Below are 26,909 nucleotides of genomic sequence, written 5' to 3'. Positions count from 1 at the left end.
GACGCACGGCGGCGGAGAACTCGGGTTGCGGCGAGAGCTTGGCTACACTCCGCCCCCGAGGTGCGCCAGACATGACGAGAAGAGACACAGGCGGGCGGGATGCGGGCACGGGTCCGGAGGGCACCGGCACGCAAGACCTGGGCACCGGCCCCGTGGGCACTGGCCCCCAGGGCACCGGCCCAAGGGAGGACGACCTCTCCGGTACGGGGCCCGACGAGGCACGCCGCGCCGTTCCCCCCTTCTCCCAGATTGGCCGCTATCTCCTGCTGCGGCGGCTGGGCCAGGGCGGCATGGGTGTGGTGTACGCCGCCTATGACCCGGACCTGGACCGCAAGGTGGCGCTCAAGCTGCTGCATCCGGATGGTCGTCATGACCACTCGGAGGAGGCCCGCTCGCGGCTCTTGCGAGAAGCGCAGGCCATGGCGCGCGTCTCCCACCCCAACGTCATCCCCGTCTTCGACGTGGGCATGTGGGGCGACCAGGTCTTCGTCGCCATGGAGCTGGTGGACGGCGGCACGCTGGCCTCGTGGCTGAAGGCCTCGCCGCGCTCCTGGCGCGAAATCGTGACGCGCTACATCGAGGCGGGCCGGGGCCTGGAGGCCGCGCACGCCGCGGGCCTGGTGCACCGCGACTTCAAGCCCGCCAACGTGCTGGTGAGCCGCGCGGGCCGCGTCTACGTGACGGACTTCGGCCTCGCGCGCACCATGGGCGACGAACCGGTCCCCGAAGAGCCCCTGCCCGAGGAGGCCCTGGCCACCTCGTCCGGGCGGCGCATGCTGGAGACGACGCTCACCGAGCACGGCCTGCTGGTGGGCACGCCCAACTACATGTCTCCGGAGCAGTTCGGAGGCAAGCCGCTGGACGGGCGCACGGACCAGTTCAGCTTCTGCGCCGCGCTCTATGGTGCCCTCTTCGGCGCGCGCCCCTTCGAGCCCGGCAGCCTGCGGGCGTATGCCTTCTCCAGCACCGCCGTCACCGCCGAGTCGGACCGCACCGAGTCACTGGGCGCGCAGCGGCCCACCTCGGCGCCCTCGGCCTCGACGATGCCGGCGCCCGCCGTGCGCGAGCCGCCGCGCGACACCAAGGTGCCTGGGTGGGTGCGAGACGCCGTGCTGCGCGGCCTGTCGCTGGAGACGGGCGCGCGATATCCGTCCATGGCCGCGCTGCTCGAGGCCCTCTCCCAGGAGCATCGCCGGACGCTGCGCCGCAGGTGGCTGACGGCCGCCGGGGCCTTGACGGCGACGGTTGCGCTGACGGGCGGCGCCGCGTGGCAGCAGTCGCGCGTGTGCGTGGATGCCGGGGCGCAGATGGACGCGGAGTGGTCTCCCACGGCGAGCGAGAAGCTGACCACCGCGTTCCAGGCCACGGGCAAGCCCTTCGCCGAAGGCATGGCGCGGAGCGTGTCGACGGTGCTCGGTGAATACGCCGACACGTGGAAGCTCCAGCGCGTGCAGGCGTGTGAGGCCACGCGCGTGCAGGGCGTCAAACCCGAGGAGCAGCTGGACCGGCAGCTCGTGTGTCTGGAGCGCCGCCGCAAGGACTTCCACGCCACGGTGGAGCTGCTGTCGAGCGCGGACGCGGCCCTGGTGGAGAAGTCCCTGGACGCAGCGCTCGCCCTGCCCTCGCTGTCGGAGTGCGAGGACACGGAGGCCCTGGCGGAGCGGCAGCGCCTGCCCTCGGACCCTCAGCGCCGCGCGGAAATCGAGGCGCTGGAGGAGAAGCTCTCCCACGTCCGCGCGCGGATGGATGCCGGCAAGCACCCGCAGGCGCTGGAGGCCGTGAAGGCGCTCGTCGCGCCGGTGGAGGCCACGGGCTATCTGCCGCTGCGCGCGGAGACGCGCTTCTTGAATGGCTGGCTGCTGGAGCAGGTGGGCGAGTCGCCCGAGGCCGCGAAGCTGCTGTCGAGCGCGGTGTTCGACGCGGAGGCCGGTCACGCGGACCGATTGAAAGTCACGGCCCTCAACAAGCTGCTCTTCGTGGAGGACGGGCTGAAGCACTTCGAGCCCGCGGCCCGCTGGGGCTCGCTGGCGGAGGCCACGCTGGAGCGGATGGGCGGAGACTCCGTGCTGCTGGGCGACGTGCGCGTCAACCAGGCCAACCTCGCCATCTCGCAGGAATTGTATGAAGAGGCGAAGGCGCGCCTGGAGGAGGCCAGCGCCCTCTACGAGAAGTCCCTGTCCGCGCAGCACCCCAAGCGGGTGCGGACGACGTTCCTGCTCGCGCACGTGGTGCATGAGCTCAAAGACTCCACGCGCGCGCTGGCGCTGCTGGAGGACGCGCTCCAGAAGACCACCTCCGCCCTGGGGCCCCTGCACCCGGACGTGGCCCGGCGCCATGGCCTGTTGTCCCTGACGCTGCGCGAGCTGAAGCAGGCCGACAAGGCGCTGCCGCATGCGCAGGCCGTGGCGGATATCTTCCAGGCCATCTATGGCGCGGACAGCCCCAAGTTCGCGGAGGCGCTGGACGAGGTGGGCATGTGCCAGCTCGACATGGGCCGCTTCGAGGACGCGCTGAAGACCTACGAGCGGGCGCTCGCGCTCAAGCGAAAAGCGCTGCCCGCGGACGACGAGAAGCTCCAGCCCTCCTATGACGGCGTGGGACAGGCCCTGCTGGGCCTCGGACGTGTGACTGAGTCGATGGAGCCCCTGCGTCTGGCGGTGACGTTCGCCTCGGCGCCGCCGGAGGACCTGGCGGTGTCCGGCTTCGCGTTGGCGAAGGCGCTCGTGAAGTCGGGCCAGTCGCCGGAGGCTCGGGGCGAGGCCACTCGCGCCCGGGGCTGGTTCACCGAAGCGGGCATGGACAAGCGCGTGGGAGAGGTGGACACCTTCCTCGCGGCCCTGCCCCCGCCCGCGCCCCAGAAACCCGCCCGCGCGCCTGCTCGCTCTCGGAGGAAGTGAGACTCGCGACTGACGGGTGGCGGCCTCCCCGGGCCGTGCTACCGTCCCGGCTGTGTCAGTGCCGCCGGATGACGACGAGATGAACCTGGATGCCACGGCCACGCTGACGCGAGGCCGTGCCGGTCAGGTGAAGATGGTGCTCAAGGTCCTCTCGGGCCCTGACTCCGGCAAGGTGCATCCGCTCAAGCAGGGCACCTACACGATGGGCAAGGCGCCCACGTGCGACATCGTCCTGGATGACAAGGCCGTGTCGCGCCAGCACCTCCGCCTGGAGGTGCATGACGAGCACGTGCTGGCCACGGACCTGGACTCGCACAACGGCTCCTTCTGCGAGCGGCTGCGCTTCACGTCCCTGGAGCTGCGCCCCGGCATCGTCATCACCCTGGGCACCACCGAGCTGAAGCTGATGGCGGAGGACACCCGCGAGCGCTCGGTGCTCCTGTCCTCCAAGGACCGCTTCGGCGCGCTGGTGGGCAACAGCCGGAAGATGCGCGAGGCCTTCACGCTGCTGGAGCGACTGGCTCCCGGCGGCGCGGACGTGCTCATCCAGGGTGAGACGGGCACCGGCAAGGACTTGTGCGCGGAGGCCATCCACCAGCAGAGCCCGCGCAAGAAGGGCCCCTTCGTCATCGTGGACCTGGCGGGCGTGCCCCCCACGCTCATCGAGAGCGAGCTGTTCGGCCACGTGAAGGGCGCCTTCACCAGCGCGCAGGGAGACCGCGCGGGCGCCTTCGAGCGCGCCCAGAACGGCACCGTCTTCCTGGACGAAGTGGGCGAGCTGCCCCTGGAGCTCCAGCCCCGCCTCTTGCGCGTGCTGGAGCGTCGGCAGGTGAAGCGCGTGGGCGCCAACGACTACCAGACGGTGAACATGCGCGTGGTCGCCGCCACGCATGTGAATCTGGAGCAGGCGGTGACGCAGGGGAAGTTCCGCCGGGACTTGTTCCACCGGCTCGCCGTGCTGCGCGTGAGCCTGCCGCCCCTGCGCGAGCGCCCGGAGGACATCCCGGTGCTCATCGACCACATGCTCCAGGCGACGGGCCGTCCGCCCAGCGCGCTGTCGGACCAGACGCGCGCGCTGCTCGCCCAGTACCCCTGGCCCGGCAACGTGCGCGAGCTGCGCAACGTGGTGGAGCAGGTGATGAGCCTGGGCGAGGAGGCCCTGCCGGACCTGGAGTCCTCCGGAGAGGGGGGCAACAAGGTCGAACTGGACCTCCCCTTCAAGGAGGCCAAGGAGCGGCTCATCGAGGGCTTCGAGCGCGACTACCTGAAGAACCTCCTGGAGCGCTGCGAGGGCAACATCTCCCGGGCCTCCCGAGAGGCGGACATCGACCGTGTCTACTTGAAGAAACTCCTGCGCAAGCACGAGCTGGATGCGGGGCGGGAGACTTAACGCCGGGCCGGTTTCCAGGTAGGATGGGGGTCCACACTCCCCCTTGTGCCCAGGAGCCCCCCCGTGAGTGTCAGCCTCCCCCCGAATCTGGTGCGGACCACCGTCGTCGAGCAGTCACGCTCCGGTGTACCGCGCATCCCCGTCGAGGGGCAGGCCGTGGAGGCCCAGAAGCAGACCTCGTCCGCCGCGACGCCGGTGGAGGCGCCCTCGGACACGTTCGCCGCGCAGGAGGCAATCGGGCGCGCGTTGACGAACCTCTTCTCCGCCGCCACCGCCACCTCGGGTGAGTCCTCTCCCGCCACGGCCAACGCCGTCGGCTGCGTGAGTGACTTGTCCCAGACGCAGGCCGCGCCGGAGATTGGCGGTTGGGACAAGGACGCCTCCGTGGTCGAGCAGACCAAGGACTCCAACTGCGGCTCCGCGGTGGCGATGATGCTGGGCAAGTCGCGCGGAACCGAGACGCAGGGCGCCGCCACGAAGGAAGAGGCGATGGACGCTCTGGAGTCGCGCTTCACGGACGGCGGCGGGACGACGGCGCACGAGCTGTCCAACATGATTGCGCACGAGGGCGCGCAGGTGACCCAGAGCGCCACCTCGTTCGACCGGGGCATGATGGACGAGGCCCTGAAGCGCGACGGCAAGGCCGCCGTGCTGGTGGACTCCAACAAGGTGGACCCGACGGCGAAGGACGCGGGCAAGGGCCGCGCGCACTGGGTCACCGTCGAGGGCAAGGACGAGCAGGGCAAGTACAAGGTGAAGGACCCTGGCACCGGCAAGAGCGTCTCCCTGGAGGCGGGCGAGCTGGAGGACGCGGTGGGCACCAGCTGGCGCGAGCACCAGAGCGGCGGAATGCTCGTCGTCGAGAAGGCCGAGGGCACCACCGAGGCGCAGCGCGCGGAGCAGGGTGGCCAGAAGGCCGCGGCGCTCGGCAACACCGAGGGTGGCGGCTCCCGGGCCAAGGCGAACTACGCCCGCGAGTCTTCCTGAGCTGAGCCGGGCACCTCCCTCACGGCCCGACGCGCATCGCGCTGTCGGAGCGCCGGGGGGAGGGAGTCAACGGCCGAGCGTGCGGGAGACCAAAGCGCTGCTCGTGTCGGTGGAGGGCGTCGAAGGCTGAGCGCGCGGGAGACCGAGGCGCTGCTCGTGTCGATGGAGGGAGTCGAAGGCCGAGCGCGCGGAGACCGAGGCGCTGCTCGTGTCCGTGCAGCTCGACGCCGTGACGGAGCTGGGGCGCCACGTTCCGCGCCGCGCCGACTTCAGACGTGGAGCATCGCCATGGCTTGGAGTCTCAAGAGCTGCCTGGCCAGCTCCTGCACGCGCTCCACCTCCGCGTCACCCAGCGGCTTGCGAAGCGCGTTCTTGAGGTCCGTGGCGGCGCGCAGCAGGAACTGCCGCACCTGCGCGTTGTTGAGCATCGGGTTGAGGCGGCGCAGATGGCCCACCAGCGCGCCGAGCTGCGGCAGCGTCAGGCCGGCGACCATCACCTGCGTCGCCGTTCCCTCCTCCGGAAACAGCGCGACCGCGAGCTGCAACGGAGACAGCAGCAGCGAGCGGGTGAAACCCAGCTCGCAAGGGAGGTTGAGGCGGGCGCACTCGGCCACGAGCGGGCCGCTGTCGTGGCCGGAGATGACGGGCTGGATTCGCGCCGCCTCGTAGCGGGCCAGCACCTCTTCGTAGCGCGCGCGGGACTGCTTGCCGGAAGGTGAGCGCTGGAACTCGTCGAAGGCCGCGTGGACTTCCTCGCGGAGCGTCTGGAGCAGCAGCGCGTCGTCCGCGGTGGCGGGCAAGCCGAGCGAGTGGCACAGGAAGTTCCGGTCGTCGGACGCGACGCTGACGAGCCTCCAGAACTCGAACGTGATGGAGCTCTCGCTGAGGACCACCGGGACGGTGACGACGCCCTGGCGACCGGGGTTCTCCAGGAACGTGGCCAGCTTCTGTTCGACTTCGGCGAGCCCTCGGACGAGCCGCTCCAGCACGGCGCCGCGCAACATGGCGCGACCATCGAGCGCACCGCGAGCCTCCTCGCGAGGCCCCTGCTCCGCGACGTCGCGCTCGCGCGGGGACTCGGGGGAGGCGGTGGGCGCCTGACGCGCGAGCTTCGCGGCGTCCGGGAGCTGCTGCGCCTGCGCGGGACTCGGGGTGGACTGTGCGTTGAGGGAGGCGGAGGTGGCACCTCGGGCGGTACCGGGTGCCAGCCCTTCCGGAGTGCCACGAGGGGAGCCACCAGCCAGGCCCTCCGCCGAGCCGCGCTGGGTGCCGGAGTCCATCCCATCGCGATGGACTCCACCCTGCGCGCTGTCCTTTTCGCCCTCGGGGGGGCGGGCGCCGGCGCGTCCTGGGGTCGCCGGCTTCCCGGTGGTGGGGCCCTTCGCGGTGGGCTTGTTCGAGGACCTGGCTTCAGCGGGCTTGGCCTGCTCGCGAGCGGCCTCCTCCCGGGCCTGCCGAGGAGCGGGGGCACCGGGTCGGGGGACATTCTGGGGCCAGCGGACGCTCATGGGGTCGAGGGGGTCGACGCGGGAGCGTCGAGGCGGCTCAGGTCAGGTTCTTCAAGTGAACAACGAGGTTGCTGTCACCGCTTCCCAGCGTGCTCGCGTCGTCCTTGGGGATGACGTAGCCCTGGTCCGCGCCGACGTGCTTGCGGAAGAAGTCTACCACCGACGAGTCCTGCACATCCGAGGTGGTGGTCTTCTTGATGCCGTACGCGGAGCCGTCCGCGCCCTTGGCCTTCACGGCGTCGGGGGCGGAGGCGAGCAGGTTGTCGAGCGTGCCGGACTTCCGGCCGCCGCTCTCCGGGGCCATCGTCATGGCGGTGTTGTGGCCCTCGATGTAGCTGACGTCGTAGTACGTCTGGCCGTGTCCGCCGTTGAACTTCACCTCACCCAGCGTGGCGTTCTTTCCGTCGCCGGTGTCGGTGCGGAAGTTGCCGGACCAGCCCTCGGGGAACTTCACCGTGCGGTTCTCGCCGGGCTGCAGGGTGATGGAGTCGACGGCCTTCTCGCCCGCGTTGGGGGTGAAGTTCACGGTCATCGGCTTGTTGCCGTCGTTGTTGAGCGTGAGGGTGTTGCCGTCCTTCTTCACGCCGTTGGACTGCGCGGCCTTCTGGCTCGCGTCGACGGGCGCGCCGCCCAGGGCGGGCTGCTCGGTGGGCGTGCTGGCGAGGGCCTTCTGAGCGGAGACGGGCGCGCCCGGCATCGGGGGGAGCATGGAGTCAGGGATGCTGCTCTCGGCGCCCAGGTCCGGGATGCCGCCGAAGTCCGCGCCCTCCGCGCCCAGGTCCGGGACTCCGCCGTCGAAGGACGAGAGCCCGGCCTGCTGGGCCCCGTCGAGCCCGCCGAAGCTCGGCGCGCCCTCACCCTGCACGCCCGGGCTCCGCGCTCCGCCGACGCGAGGCTGGGCACCCATGTCGCCGAGCTTGCCCGCGCCGCCCTTGTCGACTCCGAGCGCCTGCGCCAGCTCGCCCAGGGCCTGCACCTGCGAGGCGAGCATCTTCACGAGCTGCTGGAGCCCCTCGGCGCTCTTGAGGCCCCCGGCGGCCTCGAAGCCGTCCTTCTGGAAGAGGGACTGGACCGAGGACTCCTTCGTGCGCGGGGGAAGTGCCTGCGACGACTGCTCCGCGCGGGGGGACAGCGAGGGAGCCGGGAAGGAACCAACGGGGCGGGAGATGGGGGAGAGCGCCATGACGATGTTCCTCGGGGGGATGGGTGGCGAAGGGACCGGGTGAGGTCCGCCGATGCAGGACCCTTGAGCACATGGTGTGCCAGGGGCTCCATGCAGGAGGCCGCGAGCCAAGTCCCTGGAACCACGGAGGAAACACGTGAGGCCAGGCCCGAAACAGGGGCGGGGCTGATGACAGACGTCGGGGGGCTGATGACCGCTGTCATCAGGCCCGGGGGCTCGCCTAGTGCATCGTCTGATTCAGGCGCAGCACATACGCCTCCAGGTACACGGAGGGCAGGTCCAGGTCGCCCGAGGGCTCGCGCGCGTAGCCACGGGCCATGTACATGCGAGCGACGCCCGTCGCCCCGCGCCGCACATGCAGGCACACGGCGTCGACCTCCCAGCGTCGAGCCAGCGCCTCCGCGGCATCGAGCAGGGGCTGAGCCAGACCGGCGCCATGGAGCTTCACGGCGGTGGCCAGTCCGCGCAGGTCCGCGGCGCGAGGCAGCCAGGCTTCGGAGCCAGGAGCGCCAGGGGGGAAGAGCGCCACGGTGCCCACGACTTCGCCATCCAGCTCGGCCACGAGCAGCGAGGCGATCTTGCGGCGAGCGGCCACATCCCGCAGCTCCCGCTTGCGCTCGTCGGTGTAGACGACGTCGGGGAGCTTCTTCGCGTACTGGGTGGTGAAGGCTTCGACCAGCAGCTCCCCCACCGCCACGTCATCCTCGGGCCGCACCTCGCGGATGACGGCCCTACCCACCAAGTCACGGATGCTCATGCGTCAGCCATTACCATGCGCGCGCGTGACGTGTCTCACTCCGGGCTTCCCCCACGCGGAGGTCGAGGCGCACGTGAGCGGGTCGAGCGAGACCGACGGAATTGTTTCACGCGGAGCCCAGGTCTCGTGAGGCGAAGCACCTGCCACCGGGACGTCGCGGCGAGGCGAGGGGGACTTCGCACTTGTGCAGAACGCTGCGCAAGCCACACACCCCGGATGTCGTCATCTCGCGTGTTTACATCCGGCATAGCGCTTGCCTTGGGGCGCCGCCATGAAATGCCCTCTCCGTCGACTCGGCATCCTCGCGGGGCTCGTCACCACTCCGCTCATGGCGTTCGCCCAGGACGACCTCTCGGCCCCACCGCTCCCCAGCGAGGACACGAGCCACCGTAGCGAGGACTTGAGCCACGGCCCCGCGTCGTGGCTCACCGCGCTCAACATCGGGCTTCGCGGCCACTCGCACAGAGTGGACGCGGGCTTCGCGGAGACCCCTGCCCTCGTGGTGAACATGGAGCGGCAGATGCTGCCCCACCTCACGGTGTACGGCGGCCCGCATGCAGGCCTGGACTTCAACGCCATCGGCTTCCAGGTCGGCAGCCGCGTCTTCCTCGGCAGCGAGCAGACCTTCCATGGCTTCTTCATGTCGGCGCAGGCGAGCTACACCCTCATCGACGTGGACAACAACACGGAGGCGACCCGCAAGTCGCTGGCGGGGCTCGTGGGTTATTCCCACCCACTGGGGAACAGGTGGCTCGTGTCGTTGGGCGCGGGAGCGCAGTCCACCCATCTCCGGACAGAGACCACGCGCCCGCCCGACCTCTGCTTCTTCTGGTCCTGCTCGGGCAGCGACATCGTGGACAAGGTCGAGAACGAGGACGCGGTGGAGCCGCTCGTCCAGATGGGGGCCACCTTCCGCTTCTGACCGGAGCGCCCCGCGCCGCGCGCCCCGGATGGCTCAGAGATAGTCGCCGATGAAGCCGGGGAGCTGCTCGCCCAGGCGCTGCAACAGGCCGCGCCTGCGCCAGCCATCCCAGTGAATCTCACGTGAGTGGCGCAGGTCCTTCTCGAACGCGGCGGCGAGCTGGGCCGCCAGCGCCTCGTCCTCCACCACCAGCGAGCACTCGTCCGACGTGCTCAGCGCCAGCGGGTCCAGGTTCGTCGAGCCCACCACGGACAGGTCCTCATCCACGAGCATCGTCTTCGAGTGCAGCATCGACAGCTCGTACTCCCAGATGCGCACGCCGCCCTCCAGCAGTCGCGCATACGTCGCGCGCTGCGCCGAGTGCACCGGCGCGATGTCGTGATGACGCCCGGGCACCACCACCCGCACGTCCACGCCCTGCTTCACCTTCTCCAGCAGCATGTCGCTGATGGCCTCGGAGGGGATGAAGTACGAGTTGGAGATCCACAGCCGCCGCCGCGCCGCCGCGATGGTGAGCAACGTCATCCGCCGCGCGTCGGAGAGGAACCGGTTCTGCGTGCTCGCGACGAAGCCCGCGCGAGCCCCACCCCGGACAGCCAGCTCCGGAAACGCCTCCACCGGCAGGAAGTCCCCGCCCGCCTCCTGCCAGTTCTGGGCGAAGGCCACCTGCATGTCGCGCACGACGGGCCCCTCGACGCGCACGCTCATGTCGCGCCAGAAGTCCTCGCCCTGCGCGTCGCCGAGCCAGCTCTTCCAGATGCCGAAGCCCCCGGTGATGCCCACCTCGCCGTCACGCACCACCAGCTTGCGGTGCATGCGCGTCTTGATGCGCGCCGCATCGAGTGACGCGAACGCGCCCTGTATCGGCCGGAAGGTGCGCACCTCGCAGCCCGCGTTCGCCAGCACCAGCCCCACCGGCTCGAAATTGATGCTGCCCAAGGGGTCCACCAGCACGCGACACGCCACCCCGGGATGCCGCTCGCGAATCGCGCGCACCAGCTGCTCCGACGGCTCGCCCGGACGCCAGATGTAGCTGGCGATGTGGATGCTGGAGCGCGCGGCGCGAATCTCCGCCTCGAGCACGTCGAAGACGCGCCCGTTCTCCACCAGCTCCACGCCATGCCCGGGGGACAGAGGCACCCCCAGCGACTGGAAGAACGCGAGCGAGCGCGTCTCACCCTCTCTGTTGGGCAGCGTGCGCAGCCGGAGGTCATGCCGATGGTTCGGAGCAGGGCACCCGGCGACGAGCAACGCGACGAGCACGGAGCAGGCCAGCTTCACCGCCCGAAGCTAGTGGCTCTCCTCCAGGTCGGCACCTGCCACCGGACACACGCCGGGCCGTCCATCCGCCAACACCTCGGGACGAGCACAGTGTGCGACGCAGGGCACTCGGGCCCCTCACCCGCTGGAGCCAGGGCCCACGCGTGAGCACCCTCCCCGTCCGCACCCGGCCCGCGAGCCCCATGCCAAGACTTCCTCCGAGAGCACGCTTCCTCCTGAGCATCGGCTCCCTCGCGCTCCTGCTGGGAACCACCTCCGCACACGCCGACACACCGCGACGCCTCGCCGCCGACACACCGCGACGCCTCGCCGCCGACACACCGCTCCGGCACGACGCGGAGCCACGACGAGCCCTCACCCTCCGCGCCGACACCTCCAGCCCCGAGGGCACACGGCTGCCCGGCATGAGCGGTGTCCCAGTCCTCCCCACGCGGGAAGACCTCCCGCTGTCCACGGGTGCCTGGGTGGCGCACGGAGGACTGGCCCTGCTCCCGCTCGGCGGCGTGTGGGGCGCGACGCGCGTCGGCGGTGACACACGCCTGGGCGCCACCGCCGCCGAGAGCGCCGCGGGAATGCTCGCGGGCTACCTGCCCTCGCGGCTGCTCTTCATGAGGCCTGTCACGCCGGGCGCCGCGCGCTGGATGGACCTGGAGGTCGCCGCCTTCACCGGGGGACTCCTGTTCACCCCGCCGCTCGCCGCGCTCGGAACCTGGGGCATGGGCGAGGTCGCCTTCGGACGCAGCCAGGACCGGACCGACGCGTACCTCGGAGCCCTCGGCGGCGCGGCCACCGGCACCCTGCTCGCCATCGCCGTCGACGGCCTGCTCACCCGACTGGCCGAACCCAGCACCCGCCTCAAGAGCGCCCGCTCCCTCATCGGCCTCGCCCTCATCGGCACAGGCGCGACGCTCGGCTACCAATGGGCCGGCGGCGGCCCTCGCTCCAACCAGCACACTCGATAGTTACAGGCGCGCCAAATCACCGCGGTGAGCCGCGATGTTTCACTACCTCGCTCCGTGTGAGTCTTTCCGTCAAGACCACACGCGCAGCGCTATCCCCGATTTCTTAGTTGTTATTAATTACATTCAATACCATCCTTGCCGGGCCGTACAGACACGCAGTCTGGAGACACACCCCATGTCGGCCCTCAAGAATCTCCGCATTGCCGTTGCCCTCGTTGCTGTCTTTGGTGTGACCACCGGTTTCACGACCGAGGCCCCCAAGTCCGAGTGCGCCCCGTTCTGTTACAAGCACCCCATCACCGGCCAGCTCATCTGCACCGGCCCCTGCCCGTAGTCCTCGCGGCCTAGACGCGAGAAAGGGGCCCGGTCCGCTGTACGCGGGCGGGGCCCCTTTTCATGGGACACAGCGGGACTTCGGGTGGCGCATTACTCCGTGCGCATCGCCTCCACGGGGTCCAGCTTCGCGGCGCGAGCAGCCGGATAGATTCCGAACCCCAGCCCCACACCGCAGCTCATCGCCAGGGACAGGCCCACCGCCCAGCCCGGCACCTCGGTGGGCAGGCCGAGCACCCAGCGCGCCAGGTGCGCCAGCCCCACTCCCAGGAGCACGCCCAGCACACCGCCGGTCAGCGACAGCACCACCGCCTCCGTGGCGAACTGCGCGAGGATGCGCCGCTTCTTCGCGCCCAGCGCCTTGCGGATTCCAATCTCCCGGGTCCGCTCCGTCACCGCCACCAGCATGATGTTCAGGATGCCGATGCCGCCCACCAGGAGCGACAGCAGGCACACGCCGAAGCTGGCCACGGAAATCACCTGGGAGATGTTGTTGAACATCTCCGTGGAGCTCTCGTTGGAGAACACGAAGAAGTCGTCCGCCTCCAGCGGCTTCAGCCCGTGACGCCGCCGCATCAGCACCGTCACCTCGTCCTGCGCCCGCTTCAGCACCTCCGCCGAGTGCGCCTGCACACTCACCCGGAAGTTGTTCAGCCCGTACAGCGGACGGAACGCCGTCAGCGGCATCATCACCGTGTTGTCCTGGCCGCCACCGCCCAGGAAGCTGCCCTTGCGCTTCGTCGTCCCCACCACCGTGAAGTTGCGGCCCTGCAGGCGGAACGTCTGCCCCAGGGGCTCCATCCCCGGCCACAGCGTGTCCGCCAGGTCCGGCCCGATCACCGCGACGCGTCGGCCATCCAGATACTCGGTGTCCGTGAAGGCGCGGCCGGTGGCCACCACCACGGAGTTCGTCTGGAAGTACTCGGGCGTCCCGGACCACACGCCGATGTTGGCGCGCGTCTCGCGCTGCTGCGTGGACAGCTTCTGTCCCCCCTTGGAGTCCTCGCCGGCCGCCGTCAGCACCGAGGGCAGCTCGCGGATGGCGTCCAGGTCCTCGAAGGTGAAGCGGGGCCGGCGCGACAGCTCCGCCAGCGTCAGGTTGCCCGCGCCGAAGGGCAGCCGCTGCACCTGGAAGCAATTGGCGCCCAGCTCGGACAGGTTCTCGTTCACCTGGTTCCGCAGGCCCTCGATGAGCCCCATCATCGCCACCACCGTGGTGGCGCCGATGACGATGCCCAACAGCGTCAGGAAGGAGCGCAGCGGGTTGGAGACGAACGTCCCGAACGCCAGCCGCAAGGTGTCCAGCAAGGCCATCATCGCGGTGTCTCCTCAGTCGTGGCGAAGCGCTTCAACCGGGTCCAGGTTCGCCGCGCGCGCCGCGGGCCAGATGCCGAACAGCAGGCCCACCGAGGCGGCGAAGCCCACGCCCGCCACCACCGTCAGCGGCTCCACCGCCGCCGCCAGCGGCGTGATGAACGACACCGTCTTGGCCAGCCCCAGCCCCACCAGCGTCCCCAGGGCGCCGCCCACGGCGGACACGCTGGAGGCCTCCAGCAGGAACTGGATGATGATGGTGCGCTTCTTCGCCCCCAGCGCGCGCCGCACGCCAATCTCCCGCGTCCGCTCGCGCACCGACACCAGCATGATGTTCATGATGCCGATGCCACCCACCAGCAAAGTGATGAGCCCCACGCCCGTCGCCGCGCCGTACAGCGCGCCGGTGAGCCGGGCGTACATGTTGGCGAGCTGCTCGGGCCGGTTGATGGCGAAGTCGTCCTTCATACCGGGCGGAGTCCCTCGCGCGCGGCGCAGCGCCGGGGTCATCTGGTCCACCACGTCGAGCGTGTGCTCGGGCGAGTCCACCGACACCATGATGTTGGGCGAGTTGCGCTTGCCGAACTGCTCCTGGAAGGTGCGGTAGGGAATCAGCACCGTCGTGTCCTGATTCTCCCCGAGCACGGTGCCCTTGGCCTCCAGCGTGCCCACCACGCGGTACGGCTTGCCCGCGAGCAGGATGCGGTGGCCCACGGGGTCCAGCCCGGGGAACAGCGTGCGCGTCAGCTCCGCGCCGATGACGACCACCGGCGAGCGCGTGTTCACGTCCGCGTCGGTGAGGAAGCGGCCCTTGTCCACGGTGTAGGAGGAGATGATGGAGTAGTCCGCCGTCGTCCCTATCGCCGTCACCGCCGCCATGCGCCGGTCCAGGAAGCGCACCTCCGCGCGGTCGAAGAAGACGGGCGCCGCCGCCACCACGTGCTCCGAGGACTGGAGGATGGCGGGCAGCAGGTCCACGGACAGGTTCTTCCGGTTGCGGTACTCCCACCAGTCGCCGCCCATGGCCCAGGGGAACTTGGACACCTGGATGGTGTTGGCGCCGATTTGCGCGAGCTGGTCCGCGAAGGACTGGTTGATGCCCTGGATGATGCCGACGATGGCCAGCAGCGTGCAGACGCCCACGCCAATCCCCACCGTCGTCAGCACCGTCCGCAGGCGGTTGGCTCGCAGCGAAAACAGCGCGATGCGCCCGCCCTCCCACACGTCGACCCTGATGCTCACGTGAAACACCCTCTCGCGTCGGCGGTGGCGCCGCACCGGCGGCACGCTCCGGTACCACGCCCTACGCCGGAAGCGGGGTGATGATTGCACGGAGATTTCCACCCACGCAGCACCCCCGGGAATTCCACCCGGGGGATTCCCAGGGAGCCGGAGCAGGTAGGACAGCCGATCGGCTCCCCGCCTGCCCCTGGCTCATGGCCTCGCGAGGCTACGGAAGCACCGTGACGGTGTCTCCCTCCAAGCGCACCGGGAAGGCCACGGTGTTGGGGTGGACCGTGCCCTCCTCGACGATGTCGCGAGTGTCCACGCTGACCTGGAACGTGTAGGTGCCGTCCGCCACGTCGGTGATGTCCACCCACTGGCACGGGGTGTCGAGCGTGTAGATGTCCGACCAGCCCGGGGAGATGCCCATGGGCTCGTGGTTGGTCCAGTTCGGCGAGTCCGCGCAGTAGCTCTGGATGTCCACCAGGTAGAAGCCCTGCTTGCGCCCCGTCATCACCGCGTTGCCCTGGGAGTCCCGCAGCTCGTAGGCGGCGAAGTGGGTGAGGTGGTCGTGCCCGTGGCACGCGTCATAGACATACAGGTCCGGGTTCTCCTCGATGGGCGGGAGGACCGCCGCCTTGTTGCCCAGGTTCTGGATGGAGGTGCTGAAGCGCAGGAGCTTGCGACGACCGGGGGCGAGCACACACTGCTCCTGCACCTCGCACGCGTCGTCGGCGAAGTGCTTCCACACCACGTGCACCGTGCGCTCGAGCACGTCCTGGTCCACCGTGAGGTCCGGCTTGCCGTTCACCTCGTCCACGCCCAAATCACAGGACTTCGGCGCGAGCAGGTAGGGGGGTGCGGCGGGCGTCATTGGCACCTGGCCTCCTCCGTAGACGGACACGTCGCCCATGGGCTTGTCGAGGACATCGCCGAACTCGGTGGAGGCCACCACCAGGTCATCGAGACCGTCGCCATCCAGGTCTCCTGGCGCCACCACGGAATAGCGCCGGTACGTCCGATAGCCGTTGGGAACGGCGTCGCCTCGGGGCCAGGACCAGACGGGCTGCAGCGCCTGGGAGATGCCGTCCTCCGGTGAGAAGAAATAGAGCCGCCCCGCGGAGCCCACCACGAAGTCGTTGCGCTGGCCGTCACCGTCCATGTCGCCGACGACACTCGCGCCGGAGAACACGCCGAAGAAGGGGAAGGCGGGGTCCCCCAGCGTGGACCAGGCCGGCGTGGAGGAGAACGTGCCGTCAGCCTGGGAGAAATGGAAATGGAACGGGCCCGAATCCGCCCACACGAAGGACTCTGGATGTCCGTCTCCATTCATGTCCGGCAGGAAGTCGACCGACCCGGCGAGGGTCTCGATTCGCCACGGCTCCGTGGAAATGGGGCCGTTGCATGCGAAGGAACTGCCAGGCTTGCAGCCGAGGAAGTAGCCCAGCCGGCCATCGTCCAGGATGAGCGACACGTCCTCCGCGCCATCCCCATTCAGGTCGCCGGCGGCCGAAGCGGAGAGGTATCCCGTGCGAGTGCGCGCAAGGGTGAAGAGGCCTTCTTCCCTGGCGCCAGGCGTGGACAGGTAGAAGTACTGCTCGGTGGTGCGGGTGGCGATGAGGTCATCCCGGCCATCTCCATTCAAGTCCACGAACAAGGAGCTCGAGAACGTGCCGTTTCCTGGCACCCTGAAGGTCGGCGTGGCCAGCATCGCCGCCAGGTCCGCCTGGCCCAGGAAGACGGAGGAGCCGTAGCGGCCATACACGAGCAGGTCCGCGTAGGCGTCTCCGTTCACGTCGCCCGCCGCCACCTGGAGCGCCTGCCCGGAGGTACTCGGGTGCGTGTTCTGCCACGTCAGCGGCGCGGACACGGCCTGGGAGGAGTAGAACTTCTCCTGTCCCACGAAGATGGACACGCGTCCCGGGCTGCGAGTGCTGGTGAGCCACAACTGACAGGCCTGCGAGCCCACCACCAAATCCTCGCGGCCATCCCCATTGAAGTCCGCCAGCGCCACGGAGCCGCCGAAGCACTCGTTGGTGAAGCTCGGGTCCGCCTTCACCTGCCACAGCGGCGTCTCGGAGAGCGTGGGCTTCGGCGCGGGAGGCGGCTCCGGCTCCTCGTCCTTGCAGCCAACCAGCGCGGACAGCAGGCACACGACGACCAGTGACTTCGAGGCCACACGCATGAGCGACTCCTCTTGTGGGGTACCGCGGGGAAAACACCTCGTGTCACGGGCCGGGCGCGCGAGGACTCCACGCGCCCGACCCTGGCTACGTCCCGGCGGACGGGGTCAGCGCACCACCGTCACGGTGTCTCCGTCGATGCGGACATCCAGCTTCACTTCGTTGGGAATCGCGTTCGCCTCTTGAATGATGTCCTTCTCGTCCACGCCGACGCGCAGCGTGTACGTGCCGTCGGTGAGGTCGGTGATGTCAATCCACTGGCAGGGGATGTCCGCGACGTAGATATCCGACCAGCCGGCGGAGATGCTCATGCGCTCACCGAAGGTAATCGGCGCGGCGTCCGAGCATTGCCGGTGGTAGTCCACCAGGTAGAAGCCCTGCTTTCGGCCGGTGACGACGTCCTTGCCCTCGGCGTCGCGCAGCGCGTAGCCGGCGAAGTCCGTCAGGTGCTCGTGGCCGTGGCACGCGTCGAAGACATAGAGGTCGGGCCGCTCCTCGGACGTGGGCACATCCGCCACCGCGTTGCCCAGGTTCACGATGGAGGTGCTGAAGCGCAGCAGGCGGCGCTGCCCCGCGGCCGGCACGCAGCCCTCCAACACCTCGCAGGCGTCCGCCTTGAAGGTCTTGCGCTCCACGTACAGCGAGCGCGCGAGCACGTCTCCATCCACGGTGAGGTCCGGCTTGCCATTCACCGGGTCCATCACCAGTCCGCAGCTCTTCGACTCCGGCAGGTGCGGGCGCGGCGCGGGCGGCGCGGGGACGTGCCCGCCTCCGAGGATGACGACGCGGCCCGCGGGCCCATCCACCAGACCGAGCGGCGGAGCGATGCCCACCACGAGGTCACGGAAGCCATTGCCGTCCAGGTCTCCGGGCGCCAGCACCGAGTGGCTCATGAAGCCCTCGTAGTTGGCGGGCAGCACGTCCGCGCGAGGCCACGCGAAGGAGGGCTTCAAGTCCGAGGAGATGGCCGCGCCGGGAGAGAAGAAGTACAGCCGGCCCATCGAGCTCGCGATGAAGTCGTGCGCCTGTCCATCGCCGTCCAGGTCCCCCACCGGCAGCGGTGAGCCGAGCAGCGAGAACAGCGGGTCCTCCACCAACTGCCACGTGGACGTGGGCCCATAGCCCCCCGTGGACTGCGCGTCCGACAGGTAGAGCTGCCACGTGCCACCGCCGAGCCCCGTGAAGCGCTCGGGCTGTCCGTCTCCGTTGAGGTCAGGGAACAGGCCCATGGCCCAGGCCTGCAGGGACCACACGGGCTGGGCCGTCAGCGCGCCATCACACGTGAGCGCGCTGTCCTGCTTGCAGCCCAGATAGAGGTGGAACGTCTCGCCGCTGTAGACCACCACGTCCTGCACGCCGTCGCCGTTGGTGTCTCCCACACGGCGCACCGACGTCCCGAAGAGAGCGGCCGTCCGGGGCACCAGGGCGAAGGGCACCTGTCCTGCTTGCGCTCGGTACACGGACACGACGCCCGCCTTCGAGCTGACCAGGTCATCCAGGCCGTCGCCGGTGACATCCGTCAGGTGCGCGTTGCCGTACACGCCACCGCCCGGCACCTGGAAGGCGACCTCGGAGAGCAGCTCCGACAGGACGGGACGCCCCTTGAAGACGAGCGCGCCGTACAGACCGGTGATGAGCAGGTCCGCGTAGGCATCCCCGTCGATGTTGCCCACGGTGACCGTCATGAGGTTGCCGTTGGTGCGCGAGTTGGGGTTGCGCCAGTCCATGGGCCACGAGGGCCCCTGCTTCGCGAAGTACGGGGCTTGTCCGGGGAAGAGGTAGACGCGACCGGACTCACGCGTCTGGCCCATGCAGGGCGGGGCACCGACGACGAGGTCCTTCTGGCCGTCGCCATCCAGGTCTCCGAGCGCGACGGTGCGGCCGAAGCACCCCGCAGCGAAGGTGGCGTCATGGTCCACCCGCCACAGGGGCACCTCGGAGAGTTCATTGCCCGCATCGGGAGTCCCCGCGTCCGGCTCGCCCGCATCGGGAGCACCGGCATCAGGCACACCGGAGTCAGGCACACCGGAGTCAGGCACACCGGAGTCGGGAGTCCCCGAGTCGGGTACGGGGTCCGGGTCATCAGGGCAGCCACACAAGACGACCATCAGCGTGGACAGTGACAGGACAGCGGACAGACGCATCGTGGCGACTCCTCATCATGCGCCGAAGCGCACGAACCCCCGGCCCGGGATTCAAGGGGACCGGAGGCTATTCCCGAGGTTCGCCCACGCGGACAAATGCTAGTCACGTGACAAGCATCTACCCCGCGTCGTCCAGAGTGTCTGTCTTCTCACCCAGTCAAGAGGGCTCACCCATCGATGGAGTGAGTGGGGCCTGGCGCGTCATGAAGGACTCACGAGGGCACAGGACGAGCGCCCCGGCCTCGGAGCCCACGAGCAGCCGTGTGGCATCCCAGCTCCACACTCCTTCGGTGCGGGCGGGTGTCGTGCCGCCAAAGGTAGGCAGCACCGTCCAGGGCAGGTCCACCAGGTGCCGTCCCCAGCGGCGCAGCACCTCCGCCAGGGCGTCGAGCGAGTCGAGGGCGCCCGACTCACCATGTCCCTCGGGACAGTCGAAGCGGTAGTGCCATTGCATGACTCCGGTCGCCGGAAAGATGCGCAACGTCACGGCCGGAGAAGACCTCTCTGCTTCGTCGAGTCGCATCAGCGCTCCACCGTCATCGCCAGGCCCTGACCCACGCCCACGCACAGGGTCGCCAGGCCCCGGTGCGCGTCCCGGCGCTTCAGCTCATGCACCAGCGTGGTGAGGATGCGGGCGCCGCTGGAGCCCAGCGGATGGCCCAGCGCGAGTCCACCGCCGTTGACGTTGAGGCGCTCGGGGGAGAGCTTCAGCTCCCTGGCGCACGCCAGCACCTGCGAGGCGAACGCCTCGTTCAATTCCACCAGGTCCACCGAGTCCAGATTCCAACCGGCACGAGCCAGCGCCTTCTGCGTCGCCGTCACGGGGCCAATGCCCATGTACCGGGGGTCCACGCCCACGCTCGCGCTGCTCACGTAGCGCGCCAGCGGCGTGGCGCCGGTGGCCTTCAGCGCCGCCTCGCTCATGAGCAGCACCGCGGACGCGCCGTCATTCAGCGTGGACGAGTTGCCCGCCGTCACGGTGCCCTCCGCGACGAACGCGGGCTTGAGCCGGGCCAGCTTCTCCAGCGTGGTGTCCGCGCGAGGCCCCTCGTCCACCTCCACGCGCGTGGCGGAGCCCTTCGACTGCGGCACCTCCACGGCGACCAGCTCGTTGGCGAAGCGGCCCGCCGCCTGGGCCGCCAGCGCCTTCTGATGCGAGCCGAGCGCATACGCATCCTGCGCCTCCTGGGAGAGACCCCATCGCTCGGCCACGCGCTCCGCCGTCTCGCCCATGTCGTCCAGCGGGAAGAGGGCCGCCAGGCGCTTGTTGGGATAGCGCCAGCCCAGGGCCGTGTCCCAGACCTCGCGCTTGCCGAAGGGGAAACCCTCGTCCGGCTTGGCCATGCTCCACGGCGCGCGCGTCATCGACTCCACGCCGCCCGCGAGGACGATGTCCGCCTCGCCCACTCGAATCATGCGGCAGCCCTGGATGACGGCCTCCAGGCCGCTGGCGCACAGTCGGTTGACGGTGACACCGGGCACGGTATCCGGCAGGCCCGCGAGCAGCAGCGCCATGCGCGCCACGTTGCGGTTGTCCTCGCCCGCCTGATTGGCGCAGCCGAGGAACACCTCGTCCACCCGCGCGCCGTCCAGGGCGTTGCGTGCGAGTAGCGCGGAGAGGACGTGCGCGGCCAGGTCATCCGGCCTGACGCTCTTGAGAGCGCCCCGGAACCTGCCGATGGGAGTGCGGACCGCGTCGACGATGAAAGCCTCGGCCATGAAGAGCCTCCGGGAAGATGGTGCGGTTCGTTAGAGATAGAGGCGCTGCGGGTCCAACTTCTCGCGCAGCAGGGTCAGCACGGACGGGTCCGGCTCCGTCGCGGTGCGCACCGAGTCCGCCAGGCGCAGCGGCCAGCCGCAGGCGGCGCGCACCTGCTCGGGCGTGACGCCGGGGTACACCTCGGCGAGCACCGCTTCGCCCGTCGCGTCGAAGTCGAGCACGCCCAAATCCGTGATGATGCGCGTGGGTCCGCCGCCGGGCATGCCCAGCTCCGCGCGAGTCTTCCCGTGCATCCGGTGGCCCGGGCTGGTGATGAAGTCGCACGAGTCCACGAAGGTCCGTTTGCTCATGCGCATGACGATGAGCAGCCGCCGCGCGTGCACGGCGATTTCGCACGCCCCGCCGCTGCCGGGCAGGCGCACCTTCGGGTTCGCGTAGTCACCGATGACGGTGGTGTTGATGTTCCCCCAGCGGTCCACCTGCGCGCCGCCGAGGAAGCCCACCTCGATGAGCCCGCGCTGGAGCATGCACTGGAAGATGTCCGCCTGACCGACGACGGCCAGCGAGTCCGTCACCAGCGACGGGTCGCCGATGGAGACGGGGAGCCGCTCGGGAATCGCTCCCACGGCGCCGGACTCGTAGATCATGAACAGGCCCGGCGCATGCGTGGCCCGCGCCAGGTTGCACGCGAGGTTCGGCAGGCCGATGCCCACGAAGACGACGTCCCCATCGTGCAGCTCGCGCGCGGCGCGGTACGCCATCCGCTCGGAGGCGGTGGGCCCCGGCTGATTCTCAGTAGCCATAGTCCACCCCCTCGCAGACGCGAGCCTTCGCCCGCAGCTTGTCGAGCAGCCCCGTCTCCAGTCGCGCGAGGTAGCCCTGTCGGTCCTTCACGCCGTAGACGAACTCCTCCAGCCACGCGCGATAGGTCTCCGGCTGGCGGGAGATGTCCTCCCACTTCACGTAGAAGTCATTGTCCCGGTCATGGAAGCCCTGCACGAAGCTGGGGTGACAGCCCCACGGCTCGTGCACGACGTGGCTGACGATGATGCCGGGCACCAACGTGCGGTTGGGGTCCTTGCGGATGACCTCGGTGGGGACAATCTGCTCGGCCACGACGACGACCTTGCGCGCGGCGAAGGCCACCTCCTTCTGCGAGCCGAGCAGTCCCCACACCTGCGCGTTGCCCTCTCGGTCCGCGCGCTGGCAGTGGATGATGGCCACGTCTGGATGGAGCGCCGGCACGGTGGCCAGCTCGCGGTCCGTGTAAGGACAGCGCACCGTCTTGATGGCGGGGTTCACCTTGGCGATGTCGCCGCCCTGGTAGTTGCTCAAGGGCCAGAAGGGCAGCCCCGCGCTGCCCGCGAGCAGGCGGGACAGGAGCCCGAAGTGTGAGTACTCCTCCAGCTCCAGCCGGGGCTCGGTGGAGGACGCCTCGCTGCGTCGACGGAGCGCGTGCAGGCTGCCCACGCCGGGGTTGCCCGCCCAGCTGAAGACGAGCTTGCGGACGGCGCCCGCCTCGATGAGCTGGTCATAGACGAGGTCCGGGGTGAGGCGGATGGCCGTCAGGTCTCTGATGCCCTGACGGATGATTTCGTGACCGGCGGCGAAGCAGATGAGGTGGGTGAAGCCATCGATGACGATGGAGCTCCCGTGCTTCACGGAGGCCGCGATGGCCTCCTTCATCGAGCAGAGCTTGTCCATGGCGGGCCTCAGAGCTTCACGCCGACCACGGGCGCGGAGGCTGCCATGTCGAGCGGAAGCTCACGCAGGCACTCCTCCAGCACGCGCAGCATGACGGCCACCTCGTGCGTCCCGACGATGAGCGGCGGCGCGAAGCGGATGGTGGACTTGCCACACGACAGCAGCAGCAGGCCCTTTCGGAAGGCGAGCTGCTCCAGCGCGGCCACGTAGGCGCTCGCCGGCTCGCGAGTCACCGGGTCCACGAACTCCGCGCCGACCATGAGGCCCACGCCTCGGATGTCACCGATGATGGGGTAGCGCGACTGGAGCTCGCGAAGGCCGTGCTGGAGCACCGCGCCGGTGACAGTCACCTGCTCCAGCAGCCCCTCCACCACGTCCAGCGTGGCGAGCGCCGCGGCGCAGCACACGGGGTTGCCGCCGTACGTGCTGCCGTGGGAGCCGCGCGGCCACGTCATCACCGACTCGCGAGCGATGATGGCGCCCAGCGGCATGCCGGAGGCGATGCCCTTCGCGGACAGGACGATGTCCGGCATCACGCCGAAGTGCTCCGCCGCGAACATCTTCCCCGTGCGGCCGATGCCCGACTGGACCTCGTCGAACACGAGGAGGATTCCGTGCGTGTCGCAGATGCGGCGCAGCTCCTGGAGGAAGCTCACTGGAGGCACCACGTAGCCGCCCTCGCCCAGGATGGGCTCCACGAAGATGGCGGCGACCTCACGCGGGTCCACGTGGTTGACGAACCACTCCTTCTCCAGCGCCAGGGCCGGGTTGCACGCGTCGCCGCAGGTGTACGGCTGGCACCCGTTGGGACAGCGGTACGGGTTCGCGTAGGGGACGTGGATGACGCCCGGCAGCAGGGGCCCGAAGAAGGCGCGCTGGGCGACCTTGGAGGAGTTGAGCGAAATCGCGCCCAGGGTGCGGCCGTGGAAGCCGCCCTTGAAGGCCACGACGTACTGACGGCGGGTGTGGTGCCGCGCGAGCTTGAGCGCGCCCTCGACTGCTTCCGTGCCGGAGTTGGTGAGGAACACCTTCTTCGGGCCCATGTCCGGCAGGTAGCTGGCGAGCCGCGCGCAGAGCTTGGAGAACCCGTCGTAATAGAAGTCGGTGCCGCAGATGTGCAGGAAGCGGTCGGCCGCGTCGTGGATGGCCTTCACGACGTGGGGATGCGAGTGGCCGGTGGAGGCCACGGCGATGCCGGCCATGAAGTCGAGGAAGCGGTTGCCGTCGACGTCGTGGACCCACGGGCCCTCGCCGCGCTCGACGACGAGGGGGTATTCCTTGATGTACGAGGGCGAGCTGTGGCGCTGGTCCTGCGCGATGATGGCCCGGGCATTCGGCCCCGGGGGAGCAACCTTCACTTCGGGATAGAGCGTGGTCATGGAGGTTTCCTCGCGAGGGCGTCAGCCCATCCGCGTCTGCGCCTGCTCGCGCATGAATTGGGAGACGTAGTAGGGGCCGCAGCCGCCCTTGCCGGACGCGCCGCTGCCCTTCCAGCCGCAGAAGGACTGCACGCCGGGCCAGGCGCCCGTCGTCGCGCCCGTGCGGCGGTTGGCGTAGAGAACACCCGCTTCGGCGTGGGCCATGAAGCGCTCCACCTCCTCGGCGTTTCGGCTGAAGATGCCCGCGGTGAGGCCGTAGTCGCAGTCGTTGGCCAGCCGCAGCGCCTCTTCGAGCGTGCGGAAGCTCGTCACGCCGACGAAGGGCAGGAACAGCTCGTCGCGCATCAGCCGGTGTCCGTGGGACAGCGTCACCACGGTGGGCGCGACGAAGTGGCCCGAGTCCAACGCGCCGCCCAGGCGCAGGCGCTCACCGCCCGCGATGACCGCGCCATCGCGACGCGCCTCGTCCACCGCGCGCTCGAAGCGCTGCACGGACGCGGCGTTGATGACGGGGCCGGTGAAGACGGACGCGAGGGACGGGTCCCCCACCATCGCGCTCTGGGCCTTCGCCGCGAGGCCATCGGTGAAGTCGTTCAGCAGGGACTCGTGCACGTAGATGCGAGACAGCGCGCTGCACTTCTGGCCGGACAGGCCGAAGGCGGAGCGGAAGCAGCCCTCGATGGCGGCCTCCAGGTCCGCGTCACGGCAGACGATGGCCGGGTTCTTCCCGCCGAGTTCCAGGAAGCACGGCCGCACGCGGCCCGTGGAGAGCTGCCGGTGGATGTCCATGCCCACCGCCTTGCTGCCGGTGAAGGAGACGCCATCCACGCCGGGGTGACGTACGAGCGCGGCGCCCAACGCCTCGCCTTCGCCGTGCAACACCTGGAAGACGCCGGGAGGGAGGCCCGCGTCGGCGAGCGCGTGGTACAGGCCCTCCGCGCACCACGGTGTCTCCTCGCTGGGCTTGAGGATGACGGCATTTCCGCCGAGCAGCGCGCCCGCGCTCATGCCCGCCGCGAGCGCGAGCGGGAAGTTGAAGGGCGAGATGATGGCGAACACGCCATAGGGCCGCAGCACGCTGCGCGTGTCCTCGTTCGGGGACAGGCGCGCCATGGGCCGCACGAAGCCCTCGGCCTGCTCGAGCTGTCCGGCGTAGTAGCGCAGCAGGTCCGCGGACTCCTCCACGTCGCCGAGCGACTCCAGCCGGCTCTTGCCCACCTCCAGCGTCATCCGGGCGGAGAGCTCCAGCCGGCGCTCGGAGATGAGGTCGGCGGCGCGACGCAGGATGCGCACGCGCTCCTCCCACGCGGTGGCGCCCCAGGCGCGTTGCGCCTCGCGAGCCACGCGCACCACGCGGTCCAGTTCCTTGACGGGCGTGCGGTGGAAGGAGGCCAGTACCTCGTCCGGCCGCGCCGGATTGCGGCTCGCCAGCAGGTCCCCGCTCCGGAACGCCTCACCGGCAATCCATGACGGCAGCTCGCCGCCGAGCTTCGCGCGCACGGCGGTGAGCGCCTCGTCGAACTGCGCGTGCAGCGTGGACAGGTCGGCATCCAGCACCGAGTAGGTGATGCGGAAACTCATGACTCCCTCCGGAAGAAGTGGTGGATGCCGCGTGCGAGCGTGTCGACCAGCTCGTCGACCTCCGACTCGGTGATGACGAGCGGCGGGCCGAGCATCAGCAGGTCACCGTTCGTCCCGTCCGCGTGGCCCGTGTTGGACCAGAGGACCAGGCCCACCTCGAACAGCTCCGCGAGCAGGCCCTCGATGACCTTGCGCGAGCGCGGGAAGGGACGACGGCTCGCCGTGTCCTCCACCAGCTCGACGCCAGCCATCAGACCCACGCCCTGGATGGAGCCCACGTGCGGCAGCGGCGACAGCACCTCACGCAAGCGACGCTGGAGGTGCGCACCCACGCGCGCTGCATGCGCCACCAGGGAGTGCCGCTCGAAGTAGTCGAGCACCGCGAGCCCCGCCGCTGTCATCGCGGGCGCCTGGAGATATGTCTGTGCGTGCATGTAGCCACCGGAGCCCTGGCGCATCTCCTCCAGGTGCGCCTGCCGCACGAGCAGCGCGCTCAGCGGCGCGTAGCCCCCGCTGATGCCCTTGCCGAGCACCAGCACGTCGGGCGTGAAGTCGAACAGCTCACTGGCGAAGAAGCGGCCAGTGCGACCGCAGCCGCACATCACCTCGTCGGCGATGGTGAGGATGCCGTACTCGCGGCACAGCGCGCTCACCCGCTCGAAGTAGCCGGGAGGCGGCAGCGAGGCACCCGCGGACGAGCCGATGACGGGCTCCGCGATGAAGGCGGCGATGGTGTCCGGGCCCTCGCGCCGAATCGTCTCTTCGAGGAGCCGCGCGTAGTGCTCCGCGCCGTCGCGCGCGTAGTCCTCCAGACCGGAGCGATACGGATACGGCGCAGGCGTGGTGACGACTTCGGCCAGCATCGGCCCGAAGAACGTCTTGTAGTGGGGCCGGCCCGACAGCGAGAGCGCGTACAGCGTGTTGCCGTGGTAGCCGGGCATGCGCGCGATGACCTTGGTGCGCTGCGACTGGCCCCGCTCCACCCAGAGCTGGCGGACGAACTTCACCGCCGCCTCCACCGCCTCGGAGCCAGAGCCCAGGAACGCCGCGCGCTCCAGTCCCTTCGGCGCGAGCGCACACAGACGCGAGGCGAGCTGCTCCGTCACCTCGGTGGTGAAGTGGGTGCCGTTGACGTAGGCGACGCGCAGGAGCTGCTCGTGGATGCGGTCCGCCACCTCGCGGTTGCCGTGGCCCACGCTGGCGACGAGCGCTCCGGCGGAGGCGTCCAGGTAGCGCTTGCCACTCGCGTCGAAGAGGTGGACGCCCTGGCCGTGCGTCACCACGGGGAAGGTGCGCGTCAGGTTGCGCAGCAGCACATTCCCATCGGGGTAGCGCACCGCATGTCCCGCTTCGTCCCGCATCGTCCCGCCTCCACGCAGCACGGACGACCGAGGTCGCCCGACAGGGCTCCCGCGTGGATGAAGGACTGTCACGATGCCC

General features: G+C 69.8%; 21 protein-coding genes. 6 read left to right on the top strand and 15 right to left on the bottom strand.

Annotated elements, in window-relative coordinates:
- Nucleotides 1-71: 71 nt before the first annotated feature.
- The 3 genes from ACN469_RS24175 (at nt 72) to ACN469_RS24165 (ending at nt 5,274) form a co-directional block, all read left to right on the top strand.
- Nucleotides 72-2,897: a protein kinase domain-containing protein gene (locus ACN469_RS24175; protein WP_498771169.1), complete on the top strand. Its 2,826-nt coding sequence runs from the start codon at nt 72-74 to the stop codon at nt 2,895-2,897.
- A 79-nt stretch (nt 2,898-2,976) separates the two neighbouring features.
- Nucleotides 2,977-4,287, top strand: coding sequence for a sigma 54-interacting transcriptional regulator (locus ACN469_RS24170; protein WP_498771167.1), 1,311 nt, complete (start codon nt 2,977-2,979; stop codon nt 4,285-4,287).
- A gap of 63 nt (nt 4,288-4,350) precedes the next feature.
- Nucleotides 4,351-5,274 carry a hypothetical protein gene (locus ACN469_RS24165; protein ID WP_498771165.1) on the top strand — a complete coding sequence of 308 codons (924 nt, stop codon included), beginning with the start codon at nt 4,351-4,353 and terminating at the stop codon, nt 5,272-5,274.
- Between the two features lie 269 nt (nt 5,275-5,543).
- Here ACN469_RS24165 and ACN469_RS24160 read toward each other — a convergent pair whose 3' ends face one another.
- The 3 genes from ACN469_RS24160 to ACN469_RS24150 all read right to left on the bottom strand — a co-directional run bounded on the left by ACN469_RS24160 (nt 5,544) and on the right by ACN469_RS24150 (nt 8,722).
- Nucleotides 5,544-6,782: a hypothetical protein gene (locus tag ACN469_RS24160; protein ID WP_498771163.1), complete on the bottom strand. Its 1,239-nt coding sequence runs from the start codon at nt 6,780-6,782 to the stop codon at nt 5,544-5,546.
- 37 nt (nt 6,783-6,819) lie between these two features.
- A complete protein-coding gene (locus tag ACN469_RS24155; protein WP_498771161.1) occupies nt 6,820-7,965 on the bottom strand; it encodes a hypothetical protein in 1,146 nt (381 codons plus the stop codon).
- Nucleotides 7,966-8,185: 220 nt separating this feature from the next.
- Entirely contained in the window at nt 8,186-8,722 is a 537-nt protein-coding gene (locus ACN469_RS24150) for a GNAT family N-acetyltransferase (RefSeq protein ID WP_498771159.1), read from the bottom strand.
- Nucleotides 8,723-8,993: 271 nt separating this feature from the next.
- Between ACN469_RS24150 and ACN469_RS24145 the strand changes: the two genes are divergently transcribed.
- Complete coding sequence (locus ACN469_RS24145) at nt 8,994-9,644, top strand: hypothetical protein (protein ID WP_498771157.1); 651 nt, start codon at nt 8,994-8,996, stop codon at nt 9,642-9,644.
- A gap of 33 nt (nt 9,645-9,677) precedes the next feature.
- On the opposite strand, the gene ACN469_RS24140 is transcribed toward ACN469_RS24145, so the two are convergent.
- On the bottom strand, nt 9,678-10,925 hold the full coding sequence (locus ACN469_RS24140; protein WP_498771155.1) for a phospholipase D-like domain-containing protein: 1,248 nt from the start codon (nt 10,923-10,925) through the stop codon (nt 9,678-9,680).
- 143 nt (nt 10,926-11,068) lie between these two features.
- On the opposite strand from ACN469_RS24140, the gene ACN469_RS24135 reads away from it, so the two are divergent.
- On the top strand, nt 11,069-11,887 hold the full coding sequence (locus ACN469_RS24135) for a hypothetical protein (RefSeq protein WP_498771153.1): 819 nt from the start codon (nt 11,069-11,071) through the stop codon (nt 11,885-11,887).
- Between the two features lie 175 nt (nt 11,888-12,062).
- On the top strand, nt 12,063-12,221 hold the full coding sequence (locus ACN469_RS24130; protein WP_498771151.1) for a hypothetical protein: 159 nt from the start codon (nt 12,063-12,065) through the stop codon (nt 12,219-12,221).
- Between the two features lie 92 nt (nt 12,222-12,313).
- On the opposite strand, the gene ACN469_RS24125 is transcribed toward ACN469_RS24130, so the two are convergent.
- The 11 genes from ACN469_RS24125 to ACN469_RS24075 all read right to left on the bottom strand — a co-directional run bounded on the left by ACN469_RS24125 (nt 12,314) and on the right by ACN469_RS24075 (nt 26,830).
- On the bottom strand, nt 12,314-13,537 hold the full coding sequence (locus tag ACN469_RS24125) for an ABC transporter permease (protein ID WP_498771149.1): 1,224 nt from the start codon (nt 13,535-13,537) through the stop codon (nt 12,314-12,316).
- A gap of 12 nt (nt 13,538-13,549) precedes the next feature.
- On the bottom strand, nt 13,550-14,776 hold the full coding sequence (locus ACN469_RS24120; protein ID WP_498771147.1) for an ABC transporter permease: 1,227 nt from the start codon (nt 14,774-14,776) through the stop codon (nt 13,550-13,552).
- Between the two features lie 208 nt (nt 14,777-14,984).
- Entirely contained in the window at nt 14,985-16,943 is a 1,959-nt protein-coding gene (locus ACN469_RS24115) for an FG-GAP-like repeat-containing protein (protein ID WP_498771145.1), read from the bottom strand.
- Between the two features lie 105 nt (nt 16,944-17,048).
- The gene (locus ACN469_RS24110; RefSeq protein ID WP_498771143.1) at nt 17,049-19,085 is read right to left on the bottom strand and encodes a lysyl oxidase family protein; all 2,037 of its coding nucleotides are present in this window, start codon (nt 19,083-19,085) and stop codon (nt 17,049-17,051) included.
- Nucleotides 19,086-19,242: 157 nt separating this feature from the next.
- Nucleotides 19,243-19,608 carry a hypothetical protein gene (locus tag ACN469_RS24105; RefSeq protein WP_498771141.1) on the bottom strand — a complete coding sequence of 122 codons (366 nt, stop codon included), beginning with the start codon at nt 19,606-19,608 and terminating at the stop codon, nt 19,243-19,245.
- Nucleotides 19,608-20,804, bottom strand: coding sequence for a thiolase family protein (locus ACN469_RS24100; RefSeq protein ID WP_498771139.1), 1,197 nt, complete (start codon nt 20,802-20,804; stop codon nt 19,608-19,610). Before ACN469_RS24100 ends, ACN469_RS24105 begins: the two co-directional genes overlap by 1 nt.
- A gap of 30 nt (nt 20,805-20,834) precedes the next feature.
- Entirely contained in the window at nt 20,835-21,608 is a 774-nt protein-coding gene (locus ACN469_RS24095) for a CoA-transferase subunit beta (RefSeq protein ID WP_498771137.1), read from the bottom strand.
- Complete coding sequence (locus ACN469_RS24090) at nt 21,598-22,509, bottom strand: CoA transferase subunit A (RefSeq protein ID WP_498771135.1); 912 nt, start codon at nt 22,507-22,509, stop codon at nt 21,598-21,600. The genes ACN469_RS24095 and ACN469_RS24090 overlap by 11 nt, the downstream gene beginning before the upstream one ends.
- A gap of 8 nt (nt 22,510-22,517) precedes the next feature.
- On the bottom strand, nt 22,518-23,888 hold the full coding sequence (locus ACN469_RS24085; protein ID WP_498771133.1) for an acetyl ornithine aminotransferase family protein: 1,371 nt from the start codon (nt 23,886-23,888) through the stop codon (nt 22,518-22,520).
- A gap of 21 nt (nt 23,889-23,909) precedes the next feature.
- Nucleotides 23,910-25,469 (bottom strand): aldehyde dehydrogenase family protein, encoded by a 1,560-nt coding sequence (locus ACN469_RS24080; RefSeq protein WP_498771131.1) that lies wholly within the window; start codon nt 25,467-25,469, stop codon nt 23,910-23,912.
- Nucleotides 25,466-26,830, bottom strand: a complete 1,365-nt coding sequence (locus ACN469_RS24075) for an aminotransferase family protein (protein WP_498771129.1) — start codon at nt 26,828-26,830, stop codon at nt 25,466-25,468. Before ACN469_RS24075 ends, ACN469_RS24080 begins: the two co-directional genes overlap by 4 nt.
- Nucleotides 26,831-26,909: the final 79 nt, after the last annotated feature.

The sequence above is a fragment of the Corallococcus terminator genome (assembly GCF_049194865.1).
GTDB classification, from domain to species: Bacteria; Myxococcota; Myxococcia; order Myxococcales; family Myxococcaceae; genus Myxococcus; species Myxococcus terminator_A.
This window is presented reverse-complemented; position numbering and strand designations above follow the sequence as displayed.

Coding starts and splice junctions, on each gene's coding strand:
- ACN469_RS24110 (WP_498771143.1), bottom strand. CDS start 19,085: ATGCGTCTGTCCGCTGTCCTGTCACTGTCCACGCTGATGGTCGTCTTG.
- ACN469_RS24090 (WP_498771135.1), bottom strand. CDS start 22,509: ATGGACAAGCTCTGCTCGATGAAGGAGGCCATCGCGGCCTCCGTGAAG.
- ACN469_RS24080 (WP_498771131.1), bottom strand. CDS start 25,469: ATGAGTTTCCGCATCACCTACTCGGTGCTGGATGCCGACCTGTCCACG.
- ACN469_RS24160 (WP_498771163.1), bottom strand. CDS start 6,782: ATGAGCGTCCGCTGGCCCCAGAATGTCCCCCGACCCGGTGCCCCCGCT.
- ACN469_RS24100 (WP_498771139.1), bottom strand. CDS start 20,804: ATGGCCGAGGCTTTCATCGTCGACGCGGTCCGCACTCCCATCGGCAGG.
- ACN469_RS24095 (WP_498771137.1), bottom strand. CDS start 21,608: ATGGCTACTGAGAATCAGCCGGGGCCCACCGCCTCCGAGCGGATGGCG.
- ACN469_RS24115 (WP_498771145.1), bottom strand. CDS start 16,943: ATGCGTGTGGCCTCGAAGTCACTGGTCGTCGTGTGCCTGCTGTCCGCG.
- ACN469_RS24105 (WP_498771141.1), bottom strand. CDS start 19,608: ATGCGACTCGACGAAGCAGAGAGGTCTTCTCCGGCCGTGACGTTGCGC.
- ACN469_RS24125 (WP_498771149.1), bottom strand. CDS start 13,537: ATGATGGCCTTGCTGGACACCTTGCGGCTGGCGTTCGGGACGTTCGTC.
- ACN469_RS24170 (WP_498771167.1), top strand. CDS start 2,977: ATGAACCTGGATGCCACGGCCACGCTGACGCGAGGCCGTGCCGGTCAG.
- ACN469_RS24150 (WP_498771159.1), bottom strand. CDS start 8,722: ATGAGCATCCGTGACTTGGTGGGTAGGGCCGTCATCCGCGAGGTGCGG.
- ACN469_RS24130 (WP_498771151.1), top strand. CDS start 12,063: ATGTCGGCCCTCAAGAATCTCCGCATTGCCGTTGCCCTCGTTGCTGTC.
- ACN469_RS24085 (WP_498771133.1), bottom strand. CDS start 23,888: ATGACCACGCTCTATCCCGAAGTGAAGGTTGCTCCCCCGGGGCCGAAT.
- ACN469_RS24075 (WP_498771129.1), bottom strand. CDS start 26,830: ATGCGGGACGAAGCGGGACATGCGGTGCGCTACCCCGATGGGAATGTG.
- ACN469_RS24145 (WP_498771157.1), top strand. CDS start 8,994: ATGAAATGCCCTCTCCGTCGACTCGGCATCCTCGCGGGGCTCGTCACC.
- ACN469_RS24155 (WP_498771161.1), bottom strand. CDS start 7,965: ATGGCGCTCTCCCCCATCTCCCGCCCCGTTGGTTCCTTCCCGGCTCCC.
- ACN469_RS24175 (WP_498771169.1), top strand. CDS start 72: ATGACGAGAAGAGACACAGGCGGGCGGGATGCGGGCACGGGTCCGGAG.